The 25,192-nt window shown below is 64.3% G+C and carries 16 protein-coding genes; 3 read left to right on the top strand and 13 right to left on the bottom strand.

Annotation, left to right across the window (positions count from 1 at the left end; translation table 11 throughout):
- Positions 1-10 precede the first annotated feature (10 nt).
- From ACIGJB_RS00635 to pxpB, 11 genes are all read right to left on the bottom strand, one after another.
- Entirely contained in the window at positions 11-1,558 is a 1,548-nt protein-coding gene (locus ACIGJB_RS00635; protein ID WP_483730928.1) for a ShlB/FhaC/HecB family hemolysin secretion/activation protein, read from the bottom strand.
- Between the two features lie 193 nt (positions 1,559-1,751).
- A complete protein-coding gene (locus tag ACIGJB_RS00630) occupies positions 1,752-2,210 on the bottom strand; it encodes a hypothetical protein (RefSeq protein WP_483730927.1) in 459 nt (152 codons plus the stop codon).
- Between the two features lie 66 nt (positions 2,211-2,276).
- Positions 2,277-2,657: a DUF6984 family protein gene (locus tag ACIGJB_RS00625; protein ID WP_483730926.1), complete on the bottom strand. Its 381-nt coding sequence runs from the start codon at positions 2,655-2,657 to the stop codon at positions 2,277-2,279.
- A 150-nt stretch (positions 2,658-2,807) separates the two neighbouring features.
- Entirely contained in the window at positions 2,808-3,032 is a 225-nt protein-coding gene (locus ACIGJB_RS00620) for a hypothetical protein (protein WP_483730925.1), read from the bottom strand.
- 2 nt (positions 3,033-3,034) lie between these two features.
- Complete coding sequence (locus tag ACIGJB_RS00615; RefSeq protein ID WP_483730924.1) at positions 3,035-11,998, bottom strand: two-partner secretion domain-containing protein; 8,964 nt, start codon at positions 11,996-11,998, stop codon at positions 3,035-3,037.
- A 563-nt stretch (positions 11,999-12,561) separates the two neighbouring features.
- Positions 12,562-13,212 (bottom strand): pyroglutamyl-peptidase I, encoded by a 651-nt coding sequence (gene pcp / locus ACIGJB_RS00610; protein ID WP_483730923.1) that lies wholly within the window; start codon positions 13,210-13,212, stop codon positions 12,562-12,564.
- A gap of 15 nt (positions 13,213-13,227) precedes the next feature.
- Complete coding sequence (locus ACIGJB_RS00605) at positions 13,228-14,178, bottom strand: DUF979 domain-containing protein (RefSeq protein ID WP_483730922.1); 951 nt, start codon at positions 14,176-14,178, stop codon at positions 13,228-13,230.
- Between the two features lie 3 nt (positions 14,179-14,181).
- Positions 14,182-14,910 carry a DUF969 domain-containing protein gene (locus ACIGJB_RS00600; RefSeq protein ID WP_483730921.1) on the bottom strand — a complete coding sequence of 243 codons (729 nt, stop codon included), beginning with the start codon at positions 14,908-14,910 and terminating at the stop codon, positions 14,182-14,184.
- A gap of 100 nt (positions 14,911-15,010) precedes the next feature.
- Positions 15,011-15,751: a 5-oxoprolinase subunit PxpA gene (gene pxpA, locus ACIGJB_RS00595; protein ID WP_483730920.1), complete on the bottom strand. Its 741-nt coding sequence runs from the start codon at positions 15,749-15,751 to the stop codon at positions 15,011-15,013.
- 12 nt (positions 15,752-15,763) lie between these two features.
- The gene (locus ACIGJB_RS00590; protein WP_483730919.1) at positions 15,764-16,783 is read right to left on the bottom strand and encodes a 5-oxoprolinase subunit C family protein; all 1,020 of its coding nucleotides are present in this window, start codon (positions 16,781-16,783) and stop codon (positions 15,764-15,766) included.
- Complete coding sequence (gene pxpB / locus ACIGJB_RS00585) at positions 16,780-17,430, bottom strand: 5-oxoprolinase subunit PxpB (RefSeq protein ID WP_483730918.1); 651 nt, start codon at positions 17,428-17,430, stop codon at positions 16,780-16,782. Before pxpB ends, ACIGJB_RS00590 begins: the two co-directional genes overlap by 4 nt.
- A 414-nt stretch (positions 17,431-17,844) precedes the next feature.
- Here pxpB and ACIGJB_RS00580 point away from each other — a divergent pair, with 414 nt between their 5' ends.
- The 3 genes from ACIGJB_RS00580 to ACIGJB_RS00570 all read left to right on the top strand — a co-directional run bounded on the left by ACIGJB_RS00580 (position 17,845) and on the right by ACIGJB_RS00570 (position 23,330).
- A complete protein-coding gene (locus tag ACIGJB_RS00580; protein ID WP_483730917.1) occupies positions 17,845-19,812 on the top strand; it encodes an IucA/IucC family protein in 1,968 nt (655 codons plus the stop codon).
- Complete coding sequence (locus ACIGJB_RS00575; RefSeq protein WP_483730916.1) at positions 19,809-21,056, top strand: rhizoferrin export MFS transporter; 1,248 nt, start codon at positions 19,809-19,811, stop codon at positions 21,054-21,056. The genes ACIGJB_RS00580 and ACIGJB_RS00575 overlap by 4 nt, the downstream gene beginning before the upstream one ends.
- 159 nt (positions 21,057-21,215) lie before the next feature.
- Complete coding sequence (locus ACIGJB_RS00570) at positions 21,216-23,330, top strand: TonB-dependent receptor (protein ID WP_483730915.1); 2,115 nt, start codon at positions 21,216-21,218, stop codon at positions 23,328-23,330.
- A 103-nt stretch (positions 23,331-23,433) separates the two neighbouring features.
- Here ACIGJB_RS00570 and lipA read toward each other — a convergent pair whose 3' ends face one another.
- Positions 23,434-24,429, bottom strand: coding sequence for a lipoyl synthase (gene lipA / locus ACIGJB_RS00565; RefSeq protein WP_483730914.1), 996 nt, complete (start codon positions 24,427-24,429; stop codon positions 23,434-23,436).
- A 49-nt stretch (positions 24,430-24,478) separates the two neighbouring features.
- A complete protein-coding gene (gene lipB, locus ACIGJB_RS00560; RefSeq protein ID WP_483730913.1) occupies positions 24,479-25,189 on the bottom strand; it encodes a lipoyl(octanoyl) transferase LipB in 711 nt (236 codons plus the stop codon).
- Positions 25,190-25,192 lie beyond the last annotated feature (3 nt).

Below are 25,192 nucleotides of genomic sequence, written 5' to 3'. Positions count from 1 at the left end.
AGGCGCGCCATCAGAACTCTAATCCCATCTGCGCGGCAATGTTTGTACCGTGGGTTCGGAAGTTGTCCGGCTTCATGACCGGCGTACCGAGTGTGACCTCGTACGACAGCGCGGCCAGGCTCCCGAGCCGCCATCGTCCACGTGCACCGATGACGGCACCCATCAGCGTCTGTCCGACCAGAAACGCCGCAGACGGGCCGCTGATGTGGCCCATGTCGAAGCCCACGAACGCCTCCTGCCCCGTGTTGCCGATCTGCCAGGCCAGGTCGTTGCGCATCGTCACGCCGTTCTCCGCGGCGAGCGTCAGTTGCTCATCGAAGCCGCGTACCGAGTAACGGTTGCCGATTACGAAGTAGTCGGAGGGCAGGATGCGCGTCGGCGCGTATTGCATCCGCACGGTGCCCTGGTAGCGCAGGCGTTGGCCGCTGACCTGGAACGGAATCATCAAGCCCAGGTTGCCTAGCAGGATTTCGGACTCGCCGTCCCAGGCAGGATCGCCCAGTACGAAACCGGGAGATTTTGAATGGCTCGGCAGTGACTGGCGCCATGCCGCGCCGATATCGAAGACGCTCGCCCCGAAGTACTGGCGATGCGAGGCGCCGAGTTCGTAGCCGACGAAGTCCCGATGCTGCACGGGCAGGTCAAGGCCGTTAATGGTGCTGCTGGCCGATTTGCGGAATACCTTGCCGTAGAGGCTGGTCTTGCCCGAGGCATTGCGAAACGGCACATAGCCGAGGCCCGCTTCAATCTGCGTGTTGCGTCCGCCATAGACGATATCGCCATCGAAGCCCGCGACGGTCTGCTTGTAGTGCGACTGGTTCGCGTTGAAGAAGGCGTTCCAGTAGCCGAACGGGATGCTGTAGTTGATCGCCGACGAGCGCGTGCCAGCCGAGCCGTTGCCGTAGTTGGCGTTGGTATTGCCGGAGACGGTGAGGCTGTCGTACAGGAACAGCGGCGAATCCACGGTCAGGGTGCCGCCCATCTGGTACTTGCCCGTGTTGTCGAGACCGGCGTTGTCCGCCATGATGAGGCCGTGCCAGCGCTTGCCAGTGCCGGGCTTGACGACCAGATCGGCTTCGCCCGGGTTGTCACCCGGAACCAGATCGATGGTCGCGTCGGCCTGGCCTTGCAGGCGGCGGATGTTCTCCGTGCCCTGGTCAAGGTCGCGCTGGTTGACCAGACCATCTGGTCCGGTGGGCAGCGCCGTGCGCCACCAACCGGGTGTGCCTTCGGATTTCAATTGATTGATACGGCCAGCGACAACCTGAAGGCGCAGCGTGCCAGTGGAAAGGTTCTGTTCGGGAATGAATACGCGTGTGGTGACGAAGCCTTCGGTCACGAGGCGTGCTGCGAAGTAGTCGCGAATGGCTTGCAGGCCCTGCTTGCCGGCGCATTGGTTGATGAGGATGTCTGATTCCCGGGTCAGCCAGGTGAAGGCGTCGGCGCCATCCCAGACTACGGACTGGATGGGAAAGCAAGGTGTTTCGGTTGGGAGGATCAAAGGGCTAGACCTGGCGGGCTCGGCAGCGGCGGGCGAAAGCACGTCCGGGCGGGCCATGGCGCGTTGCCTGACGGCTTCCTGCTGCTGCTCCTGGCGGCGCTCGATGGCGTCGTTGGGAGTGACTGAGGGGAAGAATGGGAGGGATTGGGCTGCGGCAACTGAAGGCAGGGTTAGGAAAAACGAGGCAAAAAGGGGGACACCGCGCGCCTTGCGGCGAGCGTCAGAAATGGATGACCACATGGAATCGCGCCTACTCGTCTTGTTCGTAATCCGTGCTGACTTCTCGGAGAACTGAACTCTCCTTTCCGACGAGAAGCGAGCCAAGTCCGAAGATCGCCAATGCGAATGCGACCAGCGGGAGCAAATTTACCTGGGCAAGCAATTGCAGCGCAGACGCAATGATTTGCAACAGCATGACGCCAACACACAATCGCCAGACTATTTCATTGATATCGCTTTGCAGCTTGTACGACAGATAGACTATCCCGGCGGTCCAGAATGCGTTCTGAATGGCAGGAATCGCATACAGCAGCAGGCGGCTCCCACCTGCCGGGATTTGCGCAGCAGGCGTAGCGAGGGCTGCCACCAATTGAAATCCTGCCGTGACGCCCGACGCTAACGCGAAGATATAGAGCGCGACTTGCGCAAGTGCATAGCGGTCCGATGTCAGTACGGAAGGCGGTTTGAATTGTATTCCGAATAAATTCATAATGTATTCCTGATACTGTTCACAACAGAAGCAGGTTCCTGACTTAGCCGAGGGAACCTACAAAGCCTATGCCGCGGTTCCGCCAGTACCTGACCCAGGAAATCTCGGAAAATCTTCCTTTTCCCAGTTATCTGGAAGCTCAATTATTGGTGAAAAATCAACTTTCCAAACATCAACTGAACAAGGAAAGTCATTTCCATTCAAGAACAATGTGGCAATCAAAACAACACCATCCTTATCCACTGATTTCGCGGCCGCGCCTACCATATCTATTTCTTCATTCTCGTACTCCGGCGGCAGCTCTATCCAAAAACTACCCATTCCGCCATCACCAAAGGACTCCACACGCAGATCTTGCATATCCACGAGCGATCGTACTTTTTGGACAGCGCCTATTTCCCCTAATCGCAGGAAAAGGTTCCTTTCCTTTTGTGAAATTAGCCTCACCTTTTTTACCCCTAACGGTTATTCGCCCCACGTTTACGCTGCCATCGAACCAAGCCACCTCCCTATTTGACACCGAGCAGCTCAGGGGCCAGATCGGGCCAGCCAGCACTGCCACGGCGCACGTCGAAGTCAAAGAACGCCTGCTGCCGATCAACTGCTCTCTCCAGCATCACTTGATTCGACTGTCGCAAGCACATAAACGTCGTCGTCCCGCATGAAGGCTTCCACTTCATAAGCAGCAGGAAAACTTGGATCCCCGAAGACTAGTACCACTGTAACGACGGTGCCAGCAGGCAATATTACGGTCCGAGTTTCGCCAATTACCGTGGCTTCGACAGGTTTTGACAACTTAAAGGTGTCGTTCTCTTTCATCATTTTCACTTCTTTGCAGGAATGCCCGTTACAAGGCGGACTGTACCTGATCTGTCCTTCATGAACACAAATGTCGTGTCGATGGTTTTCCCATTGGCGCCGTTGATGGAAATCACTTGCTCATACGTTTGCCCATACTGAGTTGCCTTCGTCGGTACGGCTTTCGCCGGGTCAAAGTACAACTGCTTGGCAAGATCTTGCCAATTACTCTGATCGAAGCCCAATGCCTGACTAAACCAATTTGCCTTTGTTTGATTCTGCGTGTGTGTCGGATCAAGCAGATATCCATTCAGTTTGTCTTCAATGTTTGAAGGGTCGAACCCCTTCTCACCATTTGCGCTGCTATTCCGTCCTCCCACGTGTTCATTGTCACTTGACGCGAGAGCGTTGCTCGGCACTTGCGTCTCAGGAGAGCCAGGAACCACAATTCCGGGAGCTATAGGGACCGGCATACCATTTGGCGTCATTCCCGTTACCGGACCGGTCACCACAGCGGGCGTTGGTGGCGTCCCGTTACCCCCGTCTTTCACATCGATCAGCGGATTCGGGTCGCCTTGCGGAGCACCGCCGCCAATTCTCGGGAACTGGTTCACCACATCGCTCGGGAAGTTGAGGACGTCCTGCCCGATCTTCTGGACACCACGACTGAACTGATCCCACTGACGCGACACAATGTCCTTCGCCTGTTGAGGCAGTGTGTAATCGAACCGCCCACCTGCCAGCCTCTGGCTGTCCACCCAAGCCAGCTCAGAGCTCAGCCTGGTGGCGTCCGCGTCGCTGACGTACTTTGCCAAGTATTCCGGACTGTTCGGCGAGAATTCCGCCCAGCACTGCACTCGATAACAGGCCGCATCGGTCAGCCGCTTTTCCTCTGCGGCATCACCGTTAGCCTTCGCGTGAATCAGGTCCTTTTCGCTCTGATGCAACTGCCGATTAAACCGATCCACATTCGCCGCCGTAGCAGCGCCGGAACCCCCGCCAACTAACCCACCAAGCCCGCCACTCGCAATATTCGCCGCAAAATTCCCCAACGCCTCATCCACCGCCGCATTGCCCGTATCAGCCCGTCCGGCAATCGCCCTGCTCAACTCCCCAAGCTTCTCCCCGGCAAGCGATGCCGCAGCAGCGCCGCCGGCCCCGGCCAGCGCATTGCCGCCACCCAACCCCGCAATAAATGCGCCGCCAGCCGCATGCAACGCCGCCCGATAGCCGCCGCCGTCCCTCCAGCCATCGATATCAGCCTGCGCCGCCTCCATTGCCGCCTGATTCTCGGCACTCGGATTTACCCGGTTCGCTTCGGCCGCTTCGGCATACCGCTTGTTGGCATCCTCAAGCTTGGCCTGCGCAATATCCCCAACCGTCTTCGCCACCGCCTCACCCGCCGCCTGCGCCGCCGCCATCGTGTCGGCCTGCTTGTTCAGCAGCTTCTCCAGATCCGGATTGCTCCCCACCTGGCTGTTGGTGCCGGTCGTATCCCGCCTGAGCGTCGCAAGATCCTGCTTTTGGTTGGCCGAGTCCGTGATCGTGATGGTTCCATCGGCAATCGCCGCTTGCGCCGCGCCATCCTGGCTGCCGCTCTTGTGCTGCGGAATCATCGGGCTGATGCCGCCGGTGTTCTTGCCTGACGTCTGCCCGCTGCTCTTGTCGCTGTTGTTGCTGCCAACAGTCCCGCCACCCGACACGCCGTACGATGTAGCGCCGTAGTCCGAATGGTTGGCGATATCGCTCCACGAGAGCGTGCCGGTGCTCAGGCGGTTTTTGTCCTTGCCGGCCTCGCTGTCAATCAGCGCGCCCTTCAGGTCGGTGTTGCCCTTCACCGTGATGTCGAAGCCGCCCTCGCCTGCAAAGATGCCCGACTGCTCCGAGACATTGGCATAGCTGCCATCGGCCTTGCCCTTGGACGCCGAGAAGCTGCCGCTGGCACCGCCCTGGCTGATGCTGATGCCGCCGCCAACGCTCTGCTGCCGCGCGTGGGAATCACCGGTGTCCTGACGGCTCGCTAGATTCAGGCCGCCGCCCACGTCCATGCCGACCGTGCCACTATGGATCGTCGCGCCCTGGATGTTGGTATCGTTCCCCGAAACGATCACGACGGACTCCTTCCCCCGCACATGACTGTTGCTTTGGGTCGCACCCACGCTGTCCGAGTTGCCCTTCGTCTGCGACGCGGACGCGGAAACGCCGAAGCCCGCGTTGTCCTTCCCCAGTCCGTACGAAACGCCAACGCTCGCGCTGGTGGACTTGTTGGTGCTATGGCTTTCATCGGTATCCGTGGCCGAGACGATGTTGACATCGTGCTTCGCCCCAAGCGCCACCTTGCTCGCGTCGATCTCCGACCCGACGATGTTCAGGTCGCCCGCAGTCCGGTTGCCGTCGGCATCCACGCCGGTAGCAACGAACTTGGCAGTGCCGCCAGCCCTCACGCTTGAGCCGTCATGGCTGGTGCTGTCCTGCGTCAGCGTCTGCTTGCTGTGGGTGGTCCCATACGAAAGCGTCACCGCTGCGCCCTCCATGGCCCCCTTGCTGTCCATCAGCTTGCCGGCGTCGTAGATATCCCGCGTCGCAGCCATGCCCCACAACGCGGAGGCACGTCCGTCCTCGCTCTTTGAGGCGTTGCTGATCTTGTTGCCCGCATCGAGCGCCGCTCCGGGCGCGCCGCCCGATACACCGAGCGTGAAGCCACTCTGCTTTACCTCGTGCGTCTCGTCATGGTGCTGCCGGTTCTTCGCCGCATCGATGTTCACATCCGCGCCGACGCCCGTGATGTCCTGCTTCGCAATCAGGTCGCTGCCGTTGACCGTCAGCGTGCTTCCCGCCTTCATGTTCACGCTGCCATCCGTCGAGCCCACCAGGCTGCCCGCCTGTTGCGTGCCACGGTCGTTGATGGTGTCCTTCTGGTTCCGGCTGCCATAAGAGATTCCACCGCCCGTCGCGCCGAAGCCGGACTTCTTCTCTTCTCTGAAGCTATATGCGGAGGATTCCGTCTCGGTCCCCGTAATGCCAAGGTTGCGTTCCGCCGTCAGATTGAGGTCGTGTGTCGCAACCACCGTGCTGCCCGCGACAGCAAGATCCCGGTCGGCCTTCATCGTCACCGTGTCCCCCGAGAACGTACTGCCCATCGCCTCCATCCGGCTGATCGCGTCGATCGTATGCGTCGACGACTTCGACAGGAAGCCACCGCTTGTGCTGCCCTGCTCGTCCCGGATCGCCACGCTGGCCTGGCCTGCCGTCACGTTGATATCGCGCCTGGCGTGGACGTCCAGTTTTTCCCCCGCGTTGACATACGCCGCCTTGGCGTTCACGTCCTGGTCGGCGGCCAGCGTGACGTTCTTGCCCGTTATCTGCGTGCCGATGTCCGCGCTGTACGCAGTGCTGGTGCGATTGCGCGAATCGGTCACGGAATCCCGGCGGTCGCCCACATGCACCGTGTCGAGGTTGATGTCGCGCTCGGCGTGCATGGCAAGATCGCCCGTTGCGGTGATGCTCGCTGCCAGGGCGTTGACGTCCCGGCCGGCTTTCAGCGTGGCGCTATCTACATTGAGGACGGATACGCCGCTCACCGCGGTGTGGCTTGTAGCCGTTTCGCCGATCCGGTTGCTGCCGGTAGCCGTTGTCGAGGTCAGGTTGATATCGCGCCCCGCGGTTGCCGACAGCTTGCCTGCATTGATAGTGCCCGCCAGGTTGTCGATGTCCTGCTTTGCATCGAGCTCCATGCTGCCGGCGGCGAGCGTGCCGCGCTCGTTGATGATGCTGCCGGCTTCGATCAGCATCACCTTGCGACTGGCGATCGTGCCGGCGTTCTTCACGTCGCCGTCAGTCTGGATAGTGACGTTGTTGGCAGAGATCAGCGTGCCGTCCCCCTTGATGTCGCCCACGCGCGTCATCAGGTACACCTGCGGCACCAGGACCGTCTGCGTACTACCATCCGGCAGCTGGACGGTCTTCTCCACGAGCCACACGATGTCGCTCGTCAACGCCCGCATCTGCTCCGGCGAGAGTTCCGTGCCGACGGTCAGCTGGTACTTCCGAGCGAACGTCACACCCGCGTTCATCAGGCCGATGTATTGCGATTGATTGTCGGCATAGTCGCCTGTGAAGCGCTGGCCTGTGGCGAGCATCACCGCGTCGGCCACCAGTCGTGCCTCATAGAATCCGTCGCCCAGGCGCTTGAGGACGTTGCCCGGGTCACGGCCAAGCTGATTCAGCATGTAGTCGCTGGACATCCACTGGCGCTGGCTGGTGAAACGCGGATCAGTCTCGATCAGGTAATGCGCACCCGGTTGCGTGTTGACCGTGAACAGCGCATTGCGCGGCACCGCGAGCGATGGCGTGACGGTACGGATGACAGCACCGCCGAGCCAGGAGCCAGGATCATTGGCCTCCAACTGCGGACCGGACGTCGCCCCGCCGGTGTCCAGCGACACCTGCATCATTGTCGGCGCGTTGGAGATCGGCGCAATGCCCGGCTTGGTGCCCACGTTGGTTCCCGTGCCATTCACGAGCTGGTGATCCAGCGAAGAGCCCGTCGCCAGAACGACCGGCAGGGTAAGGTCGACAGGCGGCAGCGCGCCCGGCTTGATCCGGCGGTCGGGATCATTTACCCCATAGTTGACGTAGTACCAGTCTTGCGAGCCCGAGATCGATTCGATACGGGTGCCGGTATAACCACGGTTGTCCACGGGCGCGGGGACCTTGAGCGTGCCGCCAACCAGAATCTGGCTCTTGTCGTTCACGACGGCGCCGTTCAGCCTGGCGTCCCCACCGACAAGAATGCGTGCAGGGTCCGTGCTGGCGACGGTTTCATCGCGGACGCGCGTTTGCTCCTCGAGCACGTAGAAATCCGAGACCGAACGTGCGTGAAAGTCCTTGTTGAACGCCTTGATCTTGTCGTTGAGCGCCTGGTACTTCGGGAAGTTCTCATCGTGCCAGGCCTGGTAGGCCCGCTGGGCGGTCTGACACGATGCCGGCGCGTCGTTCGCGCATGGACCCTGGAATGGCGGAGGAGCGGAGCCCGGACGTGCAACATCGAACTTGTCCCAGATCGCATCGTCGGGCTTGTAGTAGAAGCGCTCATTGGTCACGCTCACGACATTGCCCACGTTGTCCGTCTCACTGAACTGGGCAAAGGCGAGGCCCACGGGCGACCACTGGTCTACCGGTGCAAAAGAGTTGTCGCCCTCCACCTGATAGCTGCCCCACGCGAGGACAGGCCCGGCCGTTCCGTCCATCCGGCGCGACCAGTCGAAGGGCGGGCCAAACTGCGAGAACGGATACTGGTCCGAAGGCAGGACCAGCCAGCGCGGGGCGCCCCGTTCATTGCCATCCTGGTGGAGCCACCCGAGATCTGTGGCCGGATGATAGTAATCGGTCGCGCCGTACTTCCAGTCGAAGAAGATCGCCGTGGCGGGATCAATGTCGACCGCAGTGCCTTTGAGGCGATAGATGAGTTGAGTGACCGTCCCGGTGTCCGTCACCGTCGTCGCAAAATGACTGTTCTGATTGAGGATGCTCGCTGCATCGATATTCGCATTGCGCGCCACGTCAATCGTCGCCGACGCGTTCGTCAGTGAGCTGGCGCGACCCACGACGTTTCCACTGTCGTCCAGCGCGCCGCCCACATTCAGGTCTTGCGACGAATAGATCAGCGCGTGTTCGCGGTTGACGATATCGGGCGCGCCAAGATTCACGTCTCCGACGCGCGAAGCAATGACGCCACCATTGCCGGTTGCGGGATTCGCATCATTGACGATCTTCTGGCCGGCGCCAATGGATACCGAATCGCCGTAGATGCGGTCCACGTTGGTCACCGCGGTGCCGGCATCGACGCGCACGATGCCACCGTCGATCAGTCCGCTGTTGGTGACCGCCTGGTCCGCCCGCAGATGGCTGGATTCCTGCCCGAACAGTTCGCCGGCATTGGTGATGTTGCGGCCATGCACGTCCAGCGCTTGTCCGGCGCTGAGGATGCCGGTATTCGTGATATCGCCCGAGGTATCGAGCGTCGTGTTTTGGCCTGAGGTGACGGTGCCGGCGTTATTGAAATCGCTGGCCAGATTCAGCGTCACATCGCCCTTCGACTGCACCGTTCCGTCGCCGGTCAGGCTGGTGCCGGAGACGAGGATCGCCTGATCCGCCGACAGCAAGCCGCGCGTGTTGGTCGTCGCAGCAACATAGAGCTGGGCTGTGCCGCCGGATGTTGTCTCGCCACGACTGTTGTCCAATGCAGCGGTCGTGGCAATCAGCGTAGTATCGGCGCGCAGCGCACCCTGCGTGTTGTCGATGACGCTGGCCGCCAGCTTCACCGCTCCACCCTCCATGCCAAGCGGGTTGTCAACGGTGCTGCCAAGCGTGTTGCGATTGAAAATTGTGCCCGCCCGCACGTCGAGCGTGCCGCCGGCATGTGTATGGCCGGCGGTGTTGTCTAGGACGTTGGCAATGCGCAGCGTCGCGTCGCCATTGGATGCGACTTTGCCGTCCGCATTGGCGAGGCTGTCACCGGTCATCTCGAGCGGCCCGTCGGCAATGATCTTGCCGGAAGTGTTGTCCAGTGTCGTCCCGGTGAGTTTGAGATCTCGCCCGCCTGACACGGTGCCGCCGTGATTGTTCAGCGAGCCCGTGTCGAACGTGAGGTCCCCGTTGGCGACGGTCAGACCGCCCTGGCTGTTGTCATAGGGCTGACCGTGGGTATCGAGCGACATCGTGCGCGTCGCCTGAATCACGCCGCTCCGGTTGTTCAGCGCACCCGTTCTGGCGCTGAGGTCTCCGGCGGAAATCTTACCGGCAGCATTCGCAAGCGCGTGGCCACCGGTGTCCAGTGACAGGCGTTGGCCGGCCGACATCTGGCCCGCATCGTTCACGATCGGGCCGCCTGTTGCGGTCAGGTCGATCGCGGCCAGCGCCTTGCCGCCGGTATTGTCCAGCGGACCGGTAAGCGACAGGCTTGACTGGGACGACCCCAGCGAGCCGCGTTGATTGTTGATCTGGCCGGCGGCTACGGTCGCCGAACCATTGGCCGCCAGCGTGCCGCCCTGGTTATCGATCCTCCCCGGTGTGCGCACATCCAGCGTGCCTGCGCTCGTGATTGATCCGGCTGCATTGGTCACGTTGCCCGCGCTTAGCGCGGTGGCGCCCGTTCCGCCCTGAATGGTGCCACCGGCGTTGCTCAGTGCCTGATCGCCGGCGTCGAGCAAGACGCTTTGGCCGGCCATCTTGCCGTTGTCATTGGCGATCGTTCCTCCAGATACCTTGAGGTCTCGCGTCGCGAGCGCCTTGCCATCGGTGTTATCGATCGTGCCCTGTAACGTGAGACTGCCCTCCGTCGATCCCAGCGTGCCACTGCGGTTGATCACGCTTGCCGCGGTCACGGTCGTGTCCCCTGTGCTGGCAATGGTGCCGCCGGTGCTGTCGATGACTTGCCCCGCCGTGAGATCGAGCGCGCCGCCGCTGGTGACCGTACCGGCCTGGTTCTGCAGGCTCGCGGTGTAGATCGTAGCGCCGCTGCGGCCGGCAACCAGCGCACCGCCCTGATTGTCCAGATCGCCGCCGGCATCGATTCGCAGCGCGGCACCTTCCCCACGGGCATTGCGATGGATGATGTCGCCTGACGCAGAAAGGTTTGCCGTACCGTGCGAGATGACTGAGCCGTTCGACAGGTCGAGCGTCTCGGCGGACAGATTCGCGTCCCCGCCCGCGACGACGCTGCCGCTGGATTGCAGACTGATCTTTGCGACGAATTTCGCAGTCGCGGCGACCGTCACGTTGGCGTTCTCGTCGACCCCTGCGCCGATGGTCCCCGAGTTGGCAATGCGATCCGCCTGCGCCAGCAGGTCGGCGCCGGCGGCCAGCGTGCCGCTGTTGGCGAGTTGCCCCTGAGTCGTCGCGATGATGCTGCCGCGCGTGGTGATCGTGCCGGCATTGTCGATGTTGCTGCCGGCAATGGTCGCTGCCCCGGACGACTGCAACCGCGCACCGGGCACGATACGGACATCGCCGTTGACGTCCAGCGTGATGTCGCCCGTGGTCGCAGCGATATTGCCGCCAATATTGAAGCCCACGCCTTTCTCTGTCCCTACCAGCCGGATCGCGCCGGCATACATGGACCCGAGCGCTGACGCATCGAGTGCAATCTGCGGTGCCGCACCCATCCCCGCCTGCGGCGTTGCCCCAAGGCTTTGATGGTCGATCTGGTTGGCGCCTGTCACCGCATTGAGCCGATCGGCCCAAACCTGCGCATTGACGGAGATCGCGCGTGAGAGCAAATTGACTTGGGCCTGCGGACTGGACAGGCCCTGACCATCGATGGCGATGCCGCCCTGGCGCACGTCAAAGCCAGTCAGCTCGCCGCCGGCGCTGAAAACCGGTCGCCCCGTACTCAGCGTAAAGCGGTCGGCATTGATGGTCCCGCAACCCGAACACGTAATGCCCGCCGGATTGGCGATCACCAGCGAGGCGCGATTGCCAGCGATCTCCTGCATGCCCAGCAGTTGCGAGGGGTTGGGCGCCGTGACCTGCTGCACGATGGTGCCCGCATGGTTGTTGCCCAGCTGCATATTCCCCTGTACCCAGCCGGCTATCTGCGTCTGGCTGTTCTGGCCCGAGTTATTGACCACCACCCCGGAGGGGCCGACGTTGTACCGGATGAAGTGATTGATGCTTGTGCCGCCCGGACGGTTCGGTGGCGCGATGTTCACGACAGGCGTGCCGTTGGCTGCCGTGCCGACGTATGGCTGCGCGCCTGGCGCACCCTTGTCGACCTGGATCCGCAGGGTCTGTGCGTGCAGCGCCATCGGCAAACCCGTCATGGCTGCAGTGAGCGCAGTGAACCAGAACACTGGCACGAAGACTGACGACCCTGCACCGGCGCCCACACATGCATTGCCAGCTTTGCCGCAACCTTTCGCGCATTCCTGCACGGCAACCAGCATATCGCGCGCGGCGCTGAAGATCAGACGATATAGCTTGGAATTCATGACGCCCGCCATTGGATTGCAAACACCAACGGAGCCAGATCAGCTCCGCTATCCAGTGGCGGCACGGCATTCTGAAGTTGGATGCAGCGGCGTCGGTGGACGCCTTGAATAGTTCCATCCAATTAAGGGGAAAAGCGATAGTAAATTTCAGAAGATAAGCTGAATATTGAGGTGGATTAAAATTTGACTTCAGCCTGTCTTATATTTCGCTAAGAAATTTCTGCAAATAAATGCGGATTTTCATGATTGGGAGTGAACGCGTATTGAATAGCCGGGCGAACACCGTAATGGGAACGGCACGGCTTCAACCTGTGCTGAAATAAAATCTACGGAGAAAGTTCGCCGGACTGCTGGTCCGATCGTGCACCGGTGCGACTGACGCTGATCCGGCATATGCGGGTTTTTGGCAGGCACCGAAGCGTTCGGGGCCAGTGGGGTGATGTTGTGAGTGAGTTGACTGAGCTAGTCAGCGCCGTAACTTCGTGGCGGCTCTTGCCCTCACCCCCGGCCCCTCTCCCGCGAGCGGGAGAGGGGCGGAACCATCGGTGTCGTAATCCGGGCGCTCAATGCAATTGCCCGCCCTGCTCCCGCACATCGACTTCCGTCGTCAGCGTGGTGGCAACAGCCTGGCGGATGCCGCGAATCATCATCTCCAGCGACATGCTGGGCTGGCCCGGATGGCGCGCGGCCTGCTCGGGCAGATAGGGAATATGAATAAACCCGCCACGCACGCCTGCGCCGGCAGGCCTAGCAAGGCAATGCATCAGGCCATAGAACACGTGGTTGCAGACGAACGTTCCCGCCGTTTGCGACACAGCGGCAGGCACGCCGGCCGCGCGCATGTCGCGCGCGATCGCCTTGATTGGCAACGTTGAGAAGTACGCCGCCGGACCTTGCGCAGCAATCACCGTGTCGATCGGTTGCGCGCCGGCGTTGTCGGCAATGCGGGCATCGTCGACATTGATGGCCACGCGCTCGACCGACATTTCCATGCGTCCGCCCGCCTGCCCGACCGCGATGGCCACTGCGGGCTTCAGCTCGCGCAGCAGCGCATTCATCGCATCGATGGCCACGCCAAACACACACGGCAACTGGCGAGCGACGACCACGGCATCGCCAATGCGCTCGCCGTCCAGCGCGCGCACCGCCTCCCACGACGGATTGATCGGCTCGTTCTCGAACGGCTCGAAGCCTGTGAGCAATACGGTGCGCATGGCGGGTCTCCGGATTTACATGAGGAAGTACAGCAGCGCGATGTTCGCGACGAGGATCGCCAGTGCGGTCGGCACCTGCGCGCGAATCACGGCGTTCTTGTCTTCCAGCTCGAGCAGCGCGGCCGGCACGATGTTGAAGTTCGCCGCCATCGGCGTCATCAGCGTACCGCAATAGCCCGAGAACATGCCGATCGCCGCCATCACCGCCGGATTGCCGTGGAACATGCCGACCAGGATCGGCACGCCGACACCGCCGGTCATGACCGGGAATGCCGCAAAGCCGTTGCCCATAATCACCGTGAACAGCGCCATGCCAACGCAGTACACCACCACGGCGACCAGCTTGTAATCCATGTTGATGTAGGCAGTGGTCAGGTGCGCCACGGCCTTGCCCACGCCGGCATCGGCGAACACCAGGCCCAGCATCGCCAGCATCTGCGGCAGCACCAGCGCCCAGCCGAGCGATTCCGTCAGCCGGCGCGATTCACGCAAGCCCTGCGCGACCGAGTCGCGTGTGAGCCAGCACACCACACCCAGCGAGATCAGGCAGCCGATGCCGAGCGAAACGAAGGTCACGTTCTTCGGGTCGAGCAGCGGAATGCCGGCGATCTTCACATCCTTGAACAGTACGGTACCGATCACGGTCACCACCGGAATCAGTAGCGCCGGGATGAAGAGCTTGTTGCCGAGGCGGCGCGCGCTGGCGCGGCGCTCTTCTTCGGGTAGCGTGTCGTGCTTGCCGTGGCCGACCCCGCCGAAGCCGGCAATCAGCGCCATCACCACGGCACCGATACCCACTGCCGCGGGCGGCAGGCGGTCACCGATCAGGAAGACCGCCGCATACAGCAGCCAGAACAGGCCCGTGCTGAAGCGGCGCGGATGTTCGCGGTCAGCGAAGGTCAGCAGCGCGGTAATGGCCAGGACCAGGCCCGCCAGCCAATACAGGTACTCGATGGAAATGATCATGGCTTACTCCCCGCTCTTGGCAGCGACATCGGCAGCGGCGGCCTTGCCGCCAAGCTCGCGCTCGAGCCAGAAGTCCAGGCGCCTCAGGCGCACCGCGTGGATCAGGAATGCGCAGACCGCGGTCGGGATGCCCCACACGGCAATATGCAGCGGCTCCACGTCGATGTTCGACGACAGCAGGAACGTGTGCATCAGCGCGATGGCGCCGAACGCCACGAAGATGTCCTCGCCAAAGAACAGCCCCACGTTGTCGGTGGCGGCGCAGAACGCCAGTATGCGCTGACGCACGGGCTCCGGCAGGTGGCCGAAGCGGTTCTCCGCAGCACCTTCCGCCATCGGTGCCAGCAGCGGGCGCACCATCTGCGGATGGCCGCCGAGGCTGGTCAGGCCAACGGCTGCCGTCAGCTCGCGCACGCCGAGATAGACGATCAGCAAGCGGCCGACGGTGGCCGACGCGATGCGCGCGATCCACGCCTGCGCATGCTCGCGCAGCCCGTGCCGCTCCAGCAGACCAATCACGGCCAGCGGCAGCAGGATGATCAGCGGCAGGTTGCGCGCCTTGACGAAGGCGGTGCCGATCGCGGAGAAGATCTGCATCACCGGCATCGACGCGGCAATGCCCGTGGCAATGGCCGCAAGGGCCACCACCAGCATGGGATTAAAGCGCAGCACGAAGCCGATGATGATGACGCCGACCCCGATGAGGGGCCAGAGGTTCACTGCCTGTTCCATGGGGGCACCAATAAGAGTGTGATGGAGGCAAGCGGCCTTCAGCCGTCAGACGGCACGACGGGGAAGGCCGCGGGAAATGCCGGAGGCCACGGTTGTGGGCCTAGGCTCCGGCGCGGACTGCAATGCCTTCGGCGCCGAGCCGCTCGCGGATGCGGCGCGCAAAGGCCAGCGCATGGGCGCCGTCGCCGTGCAGGCACACGGTCTCGGCGCGGATCGGTACCCAGCTGCCGTCGATGGCGCGCACGCGCTGCTCGCGCACCATGGTCAGCGTCTGGTTCAGGGCGACTTCCTCGTCTTCATGCAGCGCGCCCGGCGTGCCGCGCTTGACGAGCGAGCCGTCGGGGTTGTAGCCCCGATCGGCAAAGACTTCTTCCTTGACGCACAGGCCAGCCTGGCGCGCCACGTCGATCATCTTGCTGCCGGCCAGGCCGAACAAGACGAGATCGGAATCGAAATCGCGCACGGCGCGCACGATGGCCTCGGCCAGCGCCGGGTCGCGCGCGGCCTGGTTGTACAGCGCGCCGTGCGGCTTGACGTGATGCAGCTGGCCGCCCTGCGCGCGCACGATCGCGGCGAGCGCGCCGATCTGGTACAGCACGTCCGCATAGACCGCTTGGGGGTCGCGCTGCATCTCGGTGCGGCCGAAATTCTCGCGGTCGGGGAAGCTCGGGTGCGCGCCGATGGCCACGCCCTTTTCAATGGCCCACTTCACCGTCTGCAGCATGGTGGCAGCATCGCCCGCATGCCAGCCGCACGCCACGTTGGCGGAACTGATCAGCGCAAGCAGCGCCTCGTCATTGCCACAGCCTTCGCCAAGGTCGGCATTCAAATCGATCTGCATTGCGGTTCTCCTTCAGGCTGCGGCGCGCGTGCGGGTACGGCGGCGCGCGGCTATGGTCATGCCATCGCCCTGCCATTGCAGGGCCTGGTCGATCTGGCGCAGGTAGCGATCCACCGCTGCCTGCGCGGCGGCCGCCTCTTGGAGCGTGACGCGCACGAAACGCACCGGTGCGCCCAGCGGCACCTGCGCCAGGCGCCAAAGGTCTGCGCCGATCACGACGCCGATCTTTGGGTAGCCGCCGGTGGTCTGCGCATCGGCCATCAGCGCGATCGGCTGGCCGGCCGGCGGCACCTGGATCACGCCCGGCACCACGCCGTGCGAAAGCAGGTCGGCGCTGCGCTCCGTCTTGCGCGCGAGCGCGGGGCCCTGCAGACGCAGGCCCATGCGGTTGCTGTTCGGCGTGATGGTCCACTCGGATTCCCACAGCGCAGCCTGCGCAGCGGGTTCGAAATCGTCGTACTCGGGGCCGGGCAGCATGCGGATGGGCATGACACCGCCGGCATCGGCACACGGCAGCGCCCACGACGGCGCCTGCACGCCGAGCCAGTCGGAGCCCTCCGCCACGCCGGGACGTGCAGCGGCAAGCCGGTCGCCCTCATGCAGGGCGCGGCCGCCAAAGCCGCCGAAGCCGGCTTTCAGGTCAGTGCTGCGCGAGCCCATGACAGGCTCCACATCGATGCCGCCCGCCACGCACAGGTAGACACGCGTGCCGCCGCGCGTGGCGGGCAGCGTCAGCGTCTCGCCACGGTGAACATCGAAGGCGTGCCATGACCAGACCGATACGCCGTCGAGGTTGGCGTTGCACTCGGCGCCGGCCAGCGCCACGCGCATATCGTCGTGGAAACGCATGGCCGCACGGCCCAGCGTGAATTCGACAGCGGCGCAGCCGGGGGCGTTGCCGAGCAGCCGGTTCCCGATGGTCAGCGCCAGCGGATCCATGGCGCCGGAGCGACCCACGCCGAAACGGCGAAAGCCGGTGCGGCCAAGGTCCTGCACGGAGGCCAGCGCACCAGGTCGGATGATCTCGATCATGCGATGACCTCCTCGGCAACAAAACGCACGGTATCGCCGGGGGCGAACAGCGAAGGCGGGTCGCGGTCAGCCACGAACAGCGCGGCATCGGTACGCCCGATCAACTGCCAGCCGCCCGGAGCCGAGGCCGGATAGATGCCGGTCTGCTCGCCGCCGATGCCAACCGAACCGGCCGGGACCGCCAGCCGCGGCTCGCGCCGGCGCGGCGTGGCCAGTTCCGGCGCCAGTCCGCCCATGTAGGCGAAGCCCGGCTGGAATCCGAGGAAATAGACCACATACTCGCCCGCGCTGTGGCGGCGCACCACTTCCTGCGGGCTCAGGCCCGTATGCGTGGCCACATCGGCCAGGTCGGGCCCATGCTCGCCGCCGTAGCGCACGGGGATCTCGACGAGCCGGCCGGTGGCCTGGCTCGCCTCGCCCGAGGCCCAGGCGAGCTTCAGGTTGCGCTCCAGCGCGGCGACATCGGCCGTGCTGTCGAAGATCACCGTCAGGTTGTTCATGCCGGGCACGACGTCGACCACGCCGCGCCAGTCGGCGGCGCGCGCTGCCATGGCCCAGATGCGGCGCTGGACTTCCAGCGAGGCCGGCGGCGGCGCGCTGTAGAGCAGCGCCTGTTCGGCAAGACGGTGGACGGTGCATTGGGACATGGCAACTACAGGCGGAAACAAGACTGGCCACGGTGTATGCAGTGTAGGCACCAAAATACCGGGGCACGAAGGGCGTCGAAGGCATCGAACGACACCGGCGCGATTTAATCGTACTTCATCGACAATTTATCGATGAATTCATCATATCGAAACCCTCTCGTGGCCGGCACCGGGGATGACCCTAGGTTTTTGGTGGGCCAAGGAGGGGTCCCGCATGACAAGATCGAGGAGGAGGCCAAAAGCCATATGTAATTGCAAATGATATTCGTTTACGTTTAAACTACCGGGCAGAAAAAAACACACCATTCCCGGATCGCGTATCCGGTCATCGATCGGTCCCTACATCAGACCCCCTTGCGTCGCGGGGCGAGTCTCTGGCTCGTCCGCACGCGTCCCTGACCCGTAGGAGCCATCGTGCAACGCCAAGCCGATTCCGCCGCCCTTGCCACCCCTGTCGCCGCGGCCGACAACCTGTCTCTCGAAGCGATTCCCGCGCTCGCCCAAGCCGGCGTCCATGCCGCGCACTGGTCCGACGCCCGGCAGATGGCACGCCGGCGCGTGCTGTCACGCCTGTTGCAGGCGCTGTTTCGCGAAGCCTTGCTCAGCCCCGACCAGTTGATCGTCGACACATGCGCGGACGTCATGCTGCTGCCGGTCTGGCAGCAACGGGTGCTGCTGCGCTTCACCGGCCTGCGCCCTGGGGCGCTTGGCAGCTGGATCCTGGCCGGCGACGTGACCGTCCTCGCGCACGGTCGCCCGCCCGTTCCTGTGGAGCGACCGTCGGCCCTGCTCAATTGCCTTGGGCCGCTGCTCGATACGCAGGATGCCGGCGCCGAGAGCCTGGCCGCCATCATCCGGCTATCGATCGAACTCGACAACAGCCAGGACAACGACACGCTGTGCCAGGCGTACCGGCTTGCCTGGGGTGAACGGCTGGCGGCCGAACGCGCCGCCACCGGGGCACGGGACGCCATCAGCCTGCTTACGGGCGATGGCACGCCTCCCGCTCTGGCGCGCACCGAGCAATGGGGCACGGGCGGGCATCCCTGGCACCCGGCCTGCAAGACTCGCCTGGGGCTGGCACCCGGTCAGGTGATCGCGTTATCGCCGGAGTTCGAGGCCCAGGTGCAGGTCGGTCTGACCGCGGTGGCCGCGCACCGTGTCAGTGTGACGACCATGGAAGGCACGCCGCGGTATGTCGCATGGTTCGCCGCCACCTTCCCCGAGGCGATGGCCGGGTTCCGCAAGGCACTGGCGCAACGCGGTCTCGCACCCGAGGCATGGCTGCCCTTGCCGGTGCATCCGTGGCAGCGCGATGCGGCGTTGCGCGAGACCTTTGCCGCCGAACTGACCACCGGCGAGCTGATTCTCCTGCCTGACCTGTCCATCGCCGCACGCCCCACGATGTCATTTCGCACCGTGGCTGCCGACGGTGCGCCGGGTGGCCCGATGCTCAAACTGCCCGTCAGCATGAGGCTGACCAGCGTGGAACGCACGGTATCCCCCAAATCCGCCGTGATGGGGCCACGCGTCAGCACCCTGATCGAGCGCATCTTGTCCACCGATGCGGCGCTTGCTCGCGTGCTGTCGGTCGTTCCCGAACGCCATGGCCTGCATCTGATCGACGCCGACGACAATCGTGCGCGCCATCTGTCGATGATCGTGCGCGACAACCCGACCACGTGCGTTGCCGGCAACCATCGCCTGCTGCCGGTCGGTGCGTTGTTCACCCCGGACTTCACCGCCGACATGACGGCCACTGCCGCGCCTGTGCTGCTCGACACCGTGCTCGCGCGCCAGGCCAACGGCAGCCGCGCCGAACGGGCCATGCGCTTCTTTGACGCCTATCTGCACGTGGCGATCCCGGCCATCGTCGGGCTCTACCTGCGCTACGGCATCGCGCTGGAAGCGCACCAGCAGAACACCTTCGTCGTGCTCGACGCGGCGGGCATGCCGCAACGGCTGGTGGTGCGCGACTTCGGCGACGTGAAGATCGCGCTGCCAGCGCTCGAGGCGCAAGGCTTCTCCATCTCGCCGTTCCGTGCCGGCCACACCACGTACCCCGATCGCACCATTGCGCGCAGGAAGCTGATCCATGCCTTCCTGCTGTGCCACATCGGCGAACTGGCGCTCGCGCTGTTTCCCGAGCACGGCAGCGCGCAGGGCTTGCGCCAGTGGCATGACGCCATGCATACCGTGTTCGAACAGCATCGGACCATGCTGGATGCCGACACATGGGCGCACGAGCGTCACGCGCTGCTGCAGGCACCGTGGACCTTCAAGACCTTCGTCCGCATGCGCCTGCGCGACCAGTCGGACGACATGCACGCCACGCTGCCCAATCCATTGGCGAACGTTGCCGCGCCGGCGGTGCCAGCATGAATCCGTCGACTGACGCCGGCGCCTGGCGCCGCGCCATCCGATGGCTGCTGGTCATCCAGGCGCTGTCGATGGGCGCGATGGAAATGACCGGTCCATTCTGGCCTCTGTTCCTGCGCGAACTGGCGCCGGTGCCGCACGTGCCGTTCGCATGGGTGGCCAGCGCGGCGTACTTCGCGCCAATGGCCGCCACGCTGCTGACCGCGCCGTGGTGGGGACGCCTTGCCGACCGCGTCGGCGCCAAGCCGATGATCCTGCGCGCGCTGATCGCGCTGGCGGCATCACAGCTGTGGACGGTGTATGCCGATTCCGCCGCCAGCGTGCTGCTGGCGCGTACCGTGCAGGGCGGCCTGGCCGGCTTCCTGGCGGCGGCACAGGTCTACGCGATGCGCGTGGCACCGGCCGATGCGCGCCGCCGCGTTTTCGCCGACCTGCAAACCGTCACCGCATGCGGCAGCTTCATGGCGCCGCCGGTTGGCGCATGGCTGGTGAGCGCGACGGGCTTCCGGCTGGCCAACACAGCCGGCGCGGCGATCATCCTGGCTTGCATTCCGCTCGCCATGCTGTGCCTGCCATCGGCCGCCCCGGCGCCGCGCCGCCAGGCGCCTCTCGCCGCCACGTCAGCTGCGGCGGCTCCCACGCCGCTGGGCGGCCTGGTCATCGGCCTGCTGCTCGGCACCATGGCCGTGCAGGCCGCGCGAATCATGCCGCAGGCCTTCCTCGCGCCGTACATCACCGAGACGCTGCACGGCTCGGTGATGCTGGCCGGCATCGCCTACAGCGCCACGGCGGCCACGCTCGCGCTGTCGGCGCGCTGGTGGGCAAGGCGCTTCGCGGGATTGCCGATCCACCTCACGCTGGGCCGTGTCTGCGCGCTCGCTGCCGTGTGCGCGGCAACGGCACTGTGGCAAGGCTACGCGCAGGGCGAGACCGGCTTCATCGCTGCGCGCCTGGCGTGGGGACTTTGCCTTGGCGGCCTGCTTCCGGTACTCAACAGCCTGGTGACCGAAGCCAGTCCGGAAGACCGACAGGGCTTCGCCCTGGGCCTGTGCAGCAGTGCGGCCAAAGGCGGCGCGCTGGTTGGCCTGGGCGTAGCCGCGGTCTCGACCGGGCTGTTCGGCTGGCGTGCGGGATTCGTCGCCATGGCGGCCGTGTACGGCGTGGCGCTCGTGACGCTGCTGTTCGTGCGTTGGGCAGCCACACCTGCTGCCACAGCCCCGGCGGGCCTGACCATGCCCGGCGGCTGATTTTCGGCAATCGCTGGCATATGGGCCAGGCCGCGATCAGGTCTGACCGGATCCAGCCATGCCTGGCACGCGAATTCGTACATCGACAAAGCGAGGGCGCCCGCCCGCGCACCTTGCCTGATCACCAACCAGGTCAACTTTCTTTTCATGGAAACCGCAATGCCAACGAAACGCCTGTGCCTGTCCCTGGCCGTCCTTGGATCCCTGCCGTTAGCGCCTGGCGTCCGTGCCGCCGAGGGGGCGCCCGACGCAGGCACGCTGCCGGCCGCCACCGTCTCGGCCAAGCGCGACGATACGAGCTACGACGCGCCAGTCTCGGGCACCGCCACCAAGATCCCGGTGCCGTTGCGCGAGATTCCGCAATCGGTCAACGTCGTGCCGCACGCGGTGATCGAGGACCAGAACGCGCTGTCGATCAACGACACGCTGCGCAATGTGCCGGGCGTGTCGGCGTCGCTGGGCGATGCGCAGCGCGACCAGGTCACCATCCGCGGCTTCTCGTCGATCAACGACCAGTACGTGGACGGCCTGCGCGACGATTCGCTGTACTTCCGCGACTTATCGAACATCGACCGCATCGACGTCCTGAAAGGTCCGTCCGCCGTGCTGTACGGCCGCGGCTCCGCGGGCGGCATCATCAACCGCGTGACCAAAAAGCCGGTGACGCCGACCATGGCGGAGATCGGCGTGCTGTTCGGCACCAAAGGCCAGAAACGCGCCGATTTCGACCTGAACACCTCGGTCGGCAACGACGCGGTGCGCGCGCGCCTGAACGGCGCCGTGGAGGACTCCGGCGGGTTCCGCAACGACTACTTCCTGCGCCGGCAGGCGCTTGCACCGTCTTTCCTGTTCAACCTGGCGCCGGACACCAGACTGACCCTGCAGTTCGACTACCTGCACGACAAGCGCATTGCCGACCAGGGCATCCCGTCGTACCACGGCCGTCCCGCGAACGTGCCGATCAGCACGCGCTACGGCTCGGCCAACGCGGGCGATGGCAATGTCGACAGCACGGTCAAGAGCGCGACCGCCACGCTGGACCACCGCTTCAACGACAAATGGTCGTTCCACAGCGCGGTACGCACCTACGAATACTCGCTCGGCCGCAACAACTACGTGACGGTCAAGAGCGTGAACGACGGCCCGATCCCGACCGTCACGCTCAACGTCAACCAGCGCAACCGCAGCGACCGCGGCACCTTCTGGCAGAACGAACTGACCCAGAAGGCCGAGACCTGGGGTATTGAGCACACGCTGCTGTACGGCATCGAACTGGGCTACCAGGACAAGAGCGACCGCGTGGCGGGCCTGAAGCAGAGCTTCACCTACAGCCTGTTCGACCCGGTGCTGCAGGTGCTGCCGACGGTGCCGGCCAGCGCGGTGCCCAACAACTACGGCCTGTCGCACAACGAAACCTACGCCATGTACGCGCAGGACCTGATCAAGCTCTCGCAGCAGTGGACGGTGCTGGCCGGCCTGCGCTACGAGCTCCTCAAGCAAAGCCGCGACGACCTGACGCCGAAGAACCAGGACATCTCGCGCAACGACCGGCCGTTCAGCCCGCGCGTGGGTGTGGTCTATCACCCGGTCGAGCCGCTGTCGCTGTATGCCATGGCAAGCCGCTCGTTCCAGCCGGTGTCCGACAGCTTCGTGTTCTTTCCCAACAGCAGTTCGCTGGCCCCGCAGTCGACCACCAACTACGAGATCGGCGCCAAGTACGACCTGTCCGCAGGCGCCAGCGTGACGGCCGCGCTGTTCGACATGAAGCAGACCAACCTGACCTCGGCCGACCCCGTCACGCTGCAGGGCGTGCCCATCGGCACGCAGCGCACGCGCGGACTGGAGTTGTCGTTCACCGGCGAGATTGCCAGGGCGTGGTCGCTGATCGCGAGCTATGCCTACCTGAACGGACGCCTGGACAATCCGTACGACAAGAGCGGCGGCGTGGCCGTCAGCGGCAACCAGCCGTCGCTCACGCCACGGCATAGCGGCTCGCTGTGGCTCAAGCACGACCTGCCCTACGGCTTCTACGTGGCCGGTGGCATGCGCGCCGAAAGCGCGCGCTTCGCCTCGCAATACAACGTGACGACGCTGCCGGGCTATATGACCGTAGACCTCGGCGCCGGTTATCGCAGCCGTCATGTCGACGTGACGCTCACCCTGCAGAACCTGTTCAACCGCGCCTACTTCATTTCGGCCCATGGCGCGGCCGAGAACTACAACATGCCCGGTGCGCCGCGCACGGCGCTGCTGGCGTTGCGCTACAAGATGTAGGGCTGCTGGCAGCGCGCCAAAAGGAAAACGCGCCGGCCGGGACAGAACCCGGCCGGCGCGTCAGCGTGGCTGCGTGACAGCCTGATCGCGTCAGGCGAAGCGCTCAGGCAAACCCGGCCTGATGCGCCTGCTGATCCGCATGGTACGAGCTGCGCACCATCGCGCCCACAGCGGCGTGCGTGAAGCCCATCTTGTAGGCCTCGTCCTCGAACATCTTGAAGGTGTCGGGATGGACGTAGCGCAGCACCGGCAGGTGGTGGTTCGACGGCGCCAGATACTGGCCGATGGTCAGCATGTCGATGTCGTGCGCGCGCATGTCGCGCATGACTTCGAGGATTTCCTCGTCGGTCTCGCCCAGGCCGACCATCAGGCCGGACTTGGTCGCCACGTTCGGGTTGCGGCGCTTGAATTCCTTCAGCAGCGTGAGCGAGTGCGCGTAGTCGGCGCCCGGGCGAGCCTGCTTGTACAGGCGCGGCACGGTTTCCATGTTGTGGTTCATCACGTCCGGCGGGCAGGCCTGCAGGATGTCCAGCGCCTTGTCGAGACGGCCGCGGAAGTCAGGGACGAGCACTTCGATGCGGGTCACGGGCGACAGCTCGCGGGTCTGGCTGATGCAGTCGACGTAGTGCTGGGCGCCGCCGTCGCGCAGGTCGTCGCGGTCGACGCTGGTGATCACCACGTAGTTAAGCTTGAGCTGGGCGATGGTGCGCGCCAGGTTGCCCGGCTCGTTCACGTCGAGCGGATCGGGGCGGCCATGGCCGACGTCGCAGAACGGGCAGCGGCGCGTGCACTTGTCGCCCATGATCATGAACGTGGCCGTGCCCTTGCCGAAGCATTCGCCGATGTTCGGGCAGCTCGCTTCCTCGCACACCGTCACCAGGTTATTGGCGCGCAGGATGTCCTTGATCTCGTAGAAGCGCGAGTTGCCGGTGGCGGCCTTCACGCGGATCCAGTCCGGCTTCTTGAGCTTCTCGGCCGGCACGATCTTGATGGGGATGCGCGCGGTCTTGTCGGCAGACTTCTGCTTGCGGGTCGGATCGTACTGCTCCGCGGGGGATTGCGGGGCTTCGCTGGAGGAGGCGATCAGGGCGTCGCTCATAAATTTCTCCGCACGCGCAACGGCGTGCAATTCGCTTGTCAGCTTGTCACTAAGAGGCCAGGGCCGGCGTGGCGGCAGTCTTGTCGGCCGCCAGCGCACGGGCCTCGCGCGCTGCCAGCACCTCGCACAATGCCGCCGCCAGGCGTCGCGCGATGTCAGCTTGTTGTGCGGCGGTCACGGGCTGGTCCTGCCAGTGTCCACCGGCAGTGGCCATGTCGACCGTTTCCAGTCCGGCATAGCCGCACGGATTGATGCGCAGGAACGGCGCCAGATCCATCTGCACATTCAGGCTGACGCCGTGATAGCTGCAGCCATTGCGGATCTTGAGCCCGAGTGCGGCAATCTTCGCGCCCCGGTGCGGCCCGTCCGACAGGTAAATGCCGGGGGCGCCGGGCTTGCGCTCAGCCGCGAGATTATACGCGGCAAGCGTGTCCAGCACGGCCTGCTCGATGTCGTTCACCAGCTCGCGCACCATCAGTTTGCGACGCTTGAGATCGAGCAAGAGATAAGCCACCACCTGGCCCGGGCCGTGATAAGTGATCTGTCCGCCACGGTCGATCTGCACCATCGGGATGTGCGCATCCGGCGCCAGCAGGTGCGCGGGATCGCCCGCCTGGCCCAGCGTGTAGACCGGCGGGTGCTCGACCAGCCAGACCTGGTCGGGCGTCTCGGGCGTGCGCGCGGCAGTGAAGGCGCGCATCGCGTCGAAGCAGGGCTGGTAATCCTCGCGGCCTCGCTCGAAGACTTGAATCGGATGCATGGC

The sequence above is a fragment of the Cupriavidus sp. C2SS-8b genome, assembly GCF_057073745.1.
The sequence above is the reverse complement of the archived record's forward strand: the minus strand, read 5'-3'. Positions and strand labels throughout refer to the sequence as shown.

What these genes read in the sequence shown, in the direction of transcription:
- ACIGJB_RS00615 (WP_483730924.1), bottom strand. Translation starts at nt 11,998, where the DNA reads ATGAATTCCAAGCTATATCGTCTGATCTTCAGCGCCGCGCGCGATATG.
- ACIGJB_RS00635 (WP_483730928.1), bottom strand. Translation starts at nt 1,558, where the DNA reads ATGGCCCGCCCGGACGTGCTTTCGCCCGCCGCTGCCGAGCCCGCCAGG.
- pcp (WP_483730923.1), bottom strand. Translation starts at nt 13,212, where the DNA reads ATGCGCACCGTATTGCTCACAGGCTTCGAGCCGTTCGAGAACGAGCCG.
- ACIGJB_RS00600 (WP_483730921.1), bottom strand. Translation starts at nt 14,910, where the DNA reads ATGGAACAGGCAGTGAACCTCTGGCCCCTCATCGGGGTCGGCGTCATC.
- ACIGJB_RS00605 (WP_483730922.1), bottom strand. Translation starts at nt 14,178, where the DNA reads ATGATCATTTCCATCGAGTACCTGTATTGGCTGGCGGGCCTGGTCCTG.
- lipA (WP_483730914.1), bottom strand. Translation starts at nt 24,429, where the DNA reads ATGAGCGACGCCCTGATCGCCTCCTCCAGCGAAGCCCCGCAATCCCCC.
- lipB (WP_483730913.1), bottom strand. Translation starts at nt 25,189, where the DNA reads ATGCATCCGATTCAAGTCTTCGAGCGAGGCCGCGAGGATTACCAGCCC.
- ACIGJB_RS00630 (WP_483730927.1), bottom strand. Translation starts at nt 2,210, where the DNA reads ATGAATTTATTCGGAATACAATTCAAACCGCCTTCCGTACTGACATCG.
- ACIGJB_RS00590 (WP_483730919.1), bottom strand. Translation starts at nt 16,783, where the DNA reads ATGATCGAGATCATCCGACCTGGTGCGCTGGCCTCCGTGCAGGACCTT.
- pxpB (WP_483730918.1), bottom strand. Translation starts at nt 17,430, where the DNA reads ATGTCCCAATGCACCGTCCACCGTCTTGCCGAACAGGCGCTGCTCTAC.
- pxpA (WP_483730920.1), bottom strand. Translation starts at nt 15,751, where the DNA reads ATGCAGATCGATTTGAATGCCGACCTTGGCGAAGGCTGTGGCAATGAC.
- ACIGJB_RS00570 (WP_483730915.1), top strand. Translation starts at nt 21,216, where the DNA reads ATGCCAACGAAACGCCTGTGCCTGTCCCTGGCCGTCCTTGGATCCCTG.
- ACIGJB_RS00575 (WP_483730916.1), top strand. Translation starts at nt 19,809, where the DNA reads ATGAATCCGTCGACTGACGCCGGCGCCTGGCGCCGCGCCATCCGATGG.
- ACIGJB_RS00620 (WP_483730925.1), bottom strand. Translation starts at nt 3,032, where the DNA reads ATGATGAAAGAGAACGACACCTTTAAGTTGTCAAAACCTGTCGAAGCC.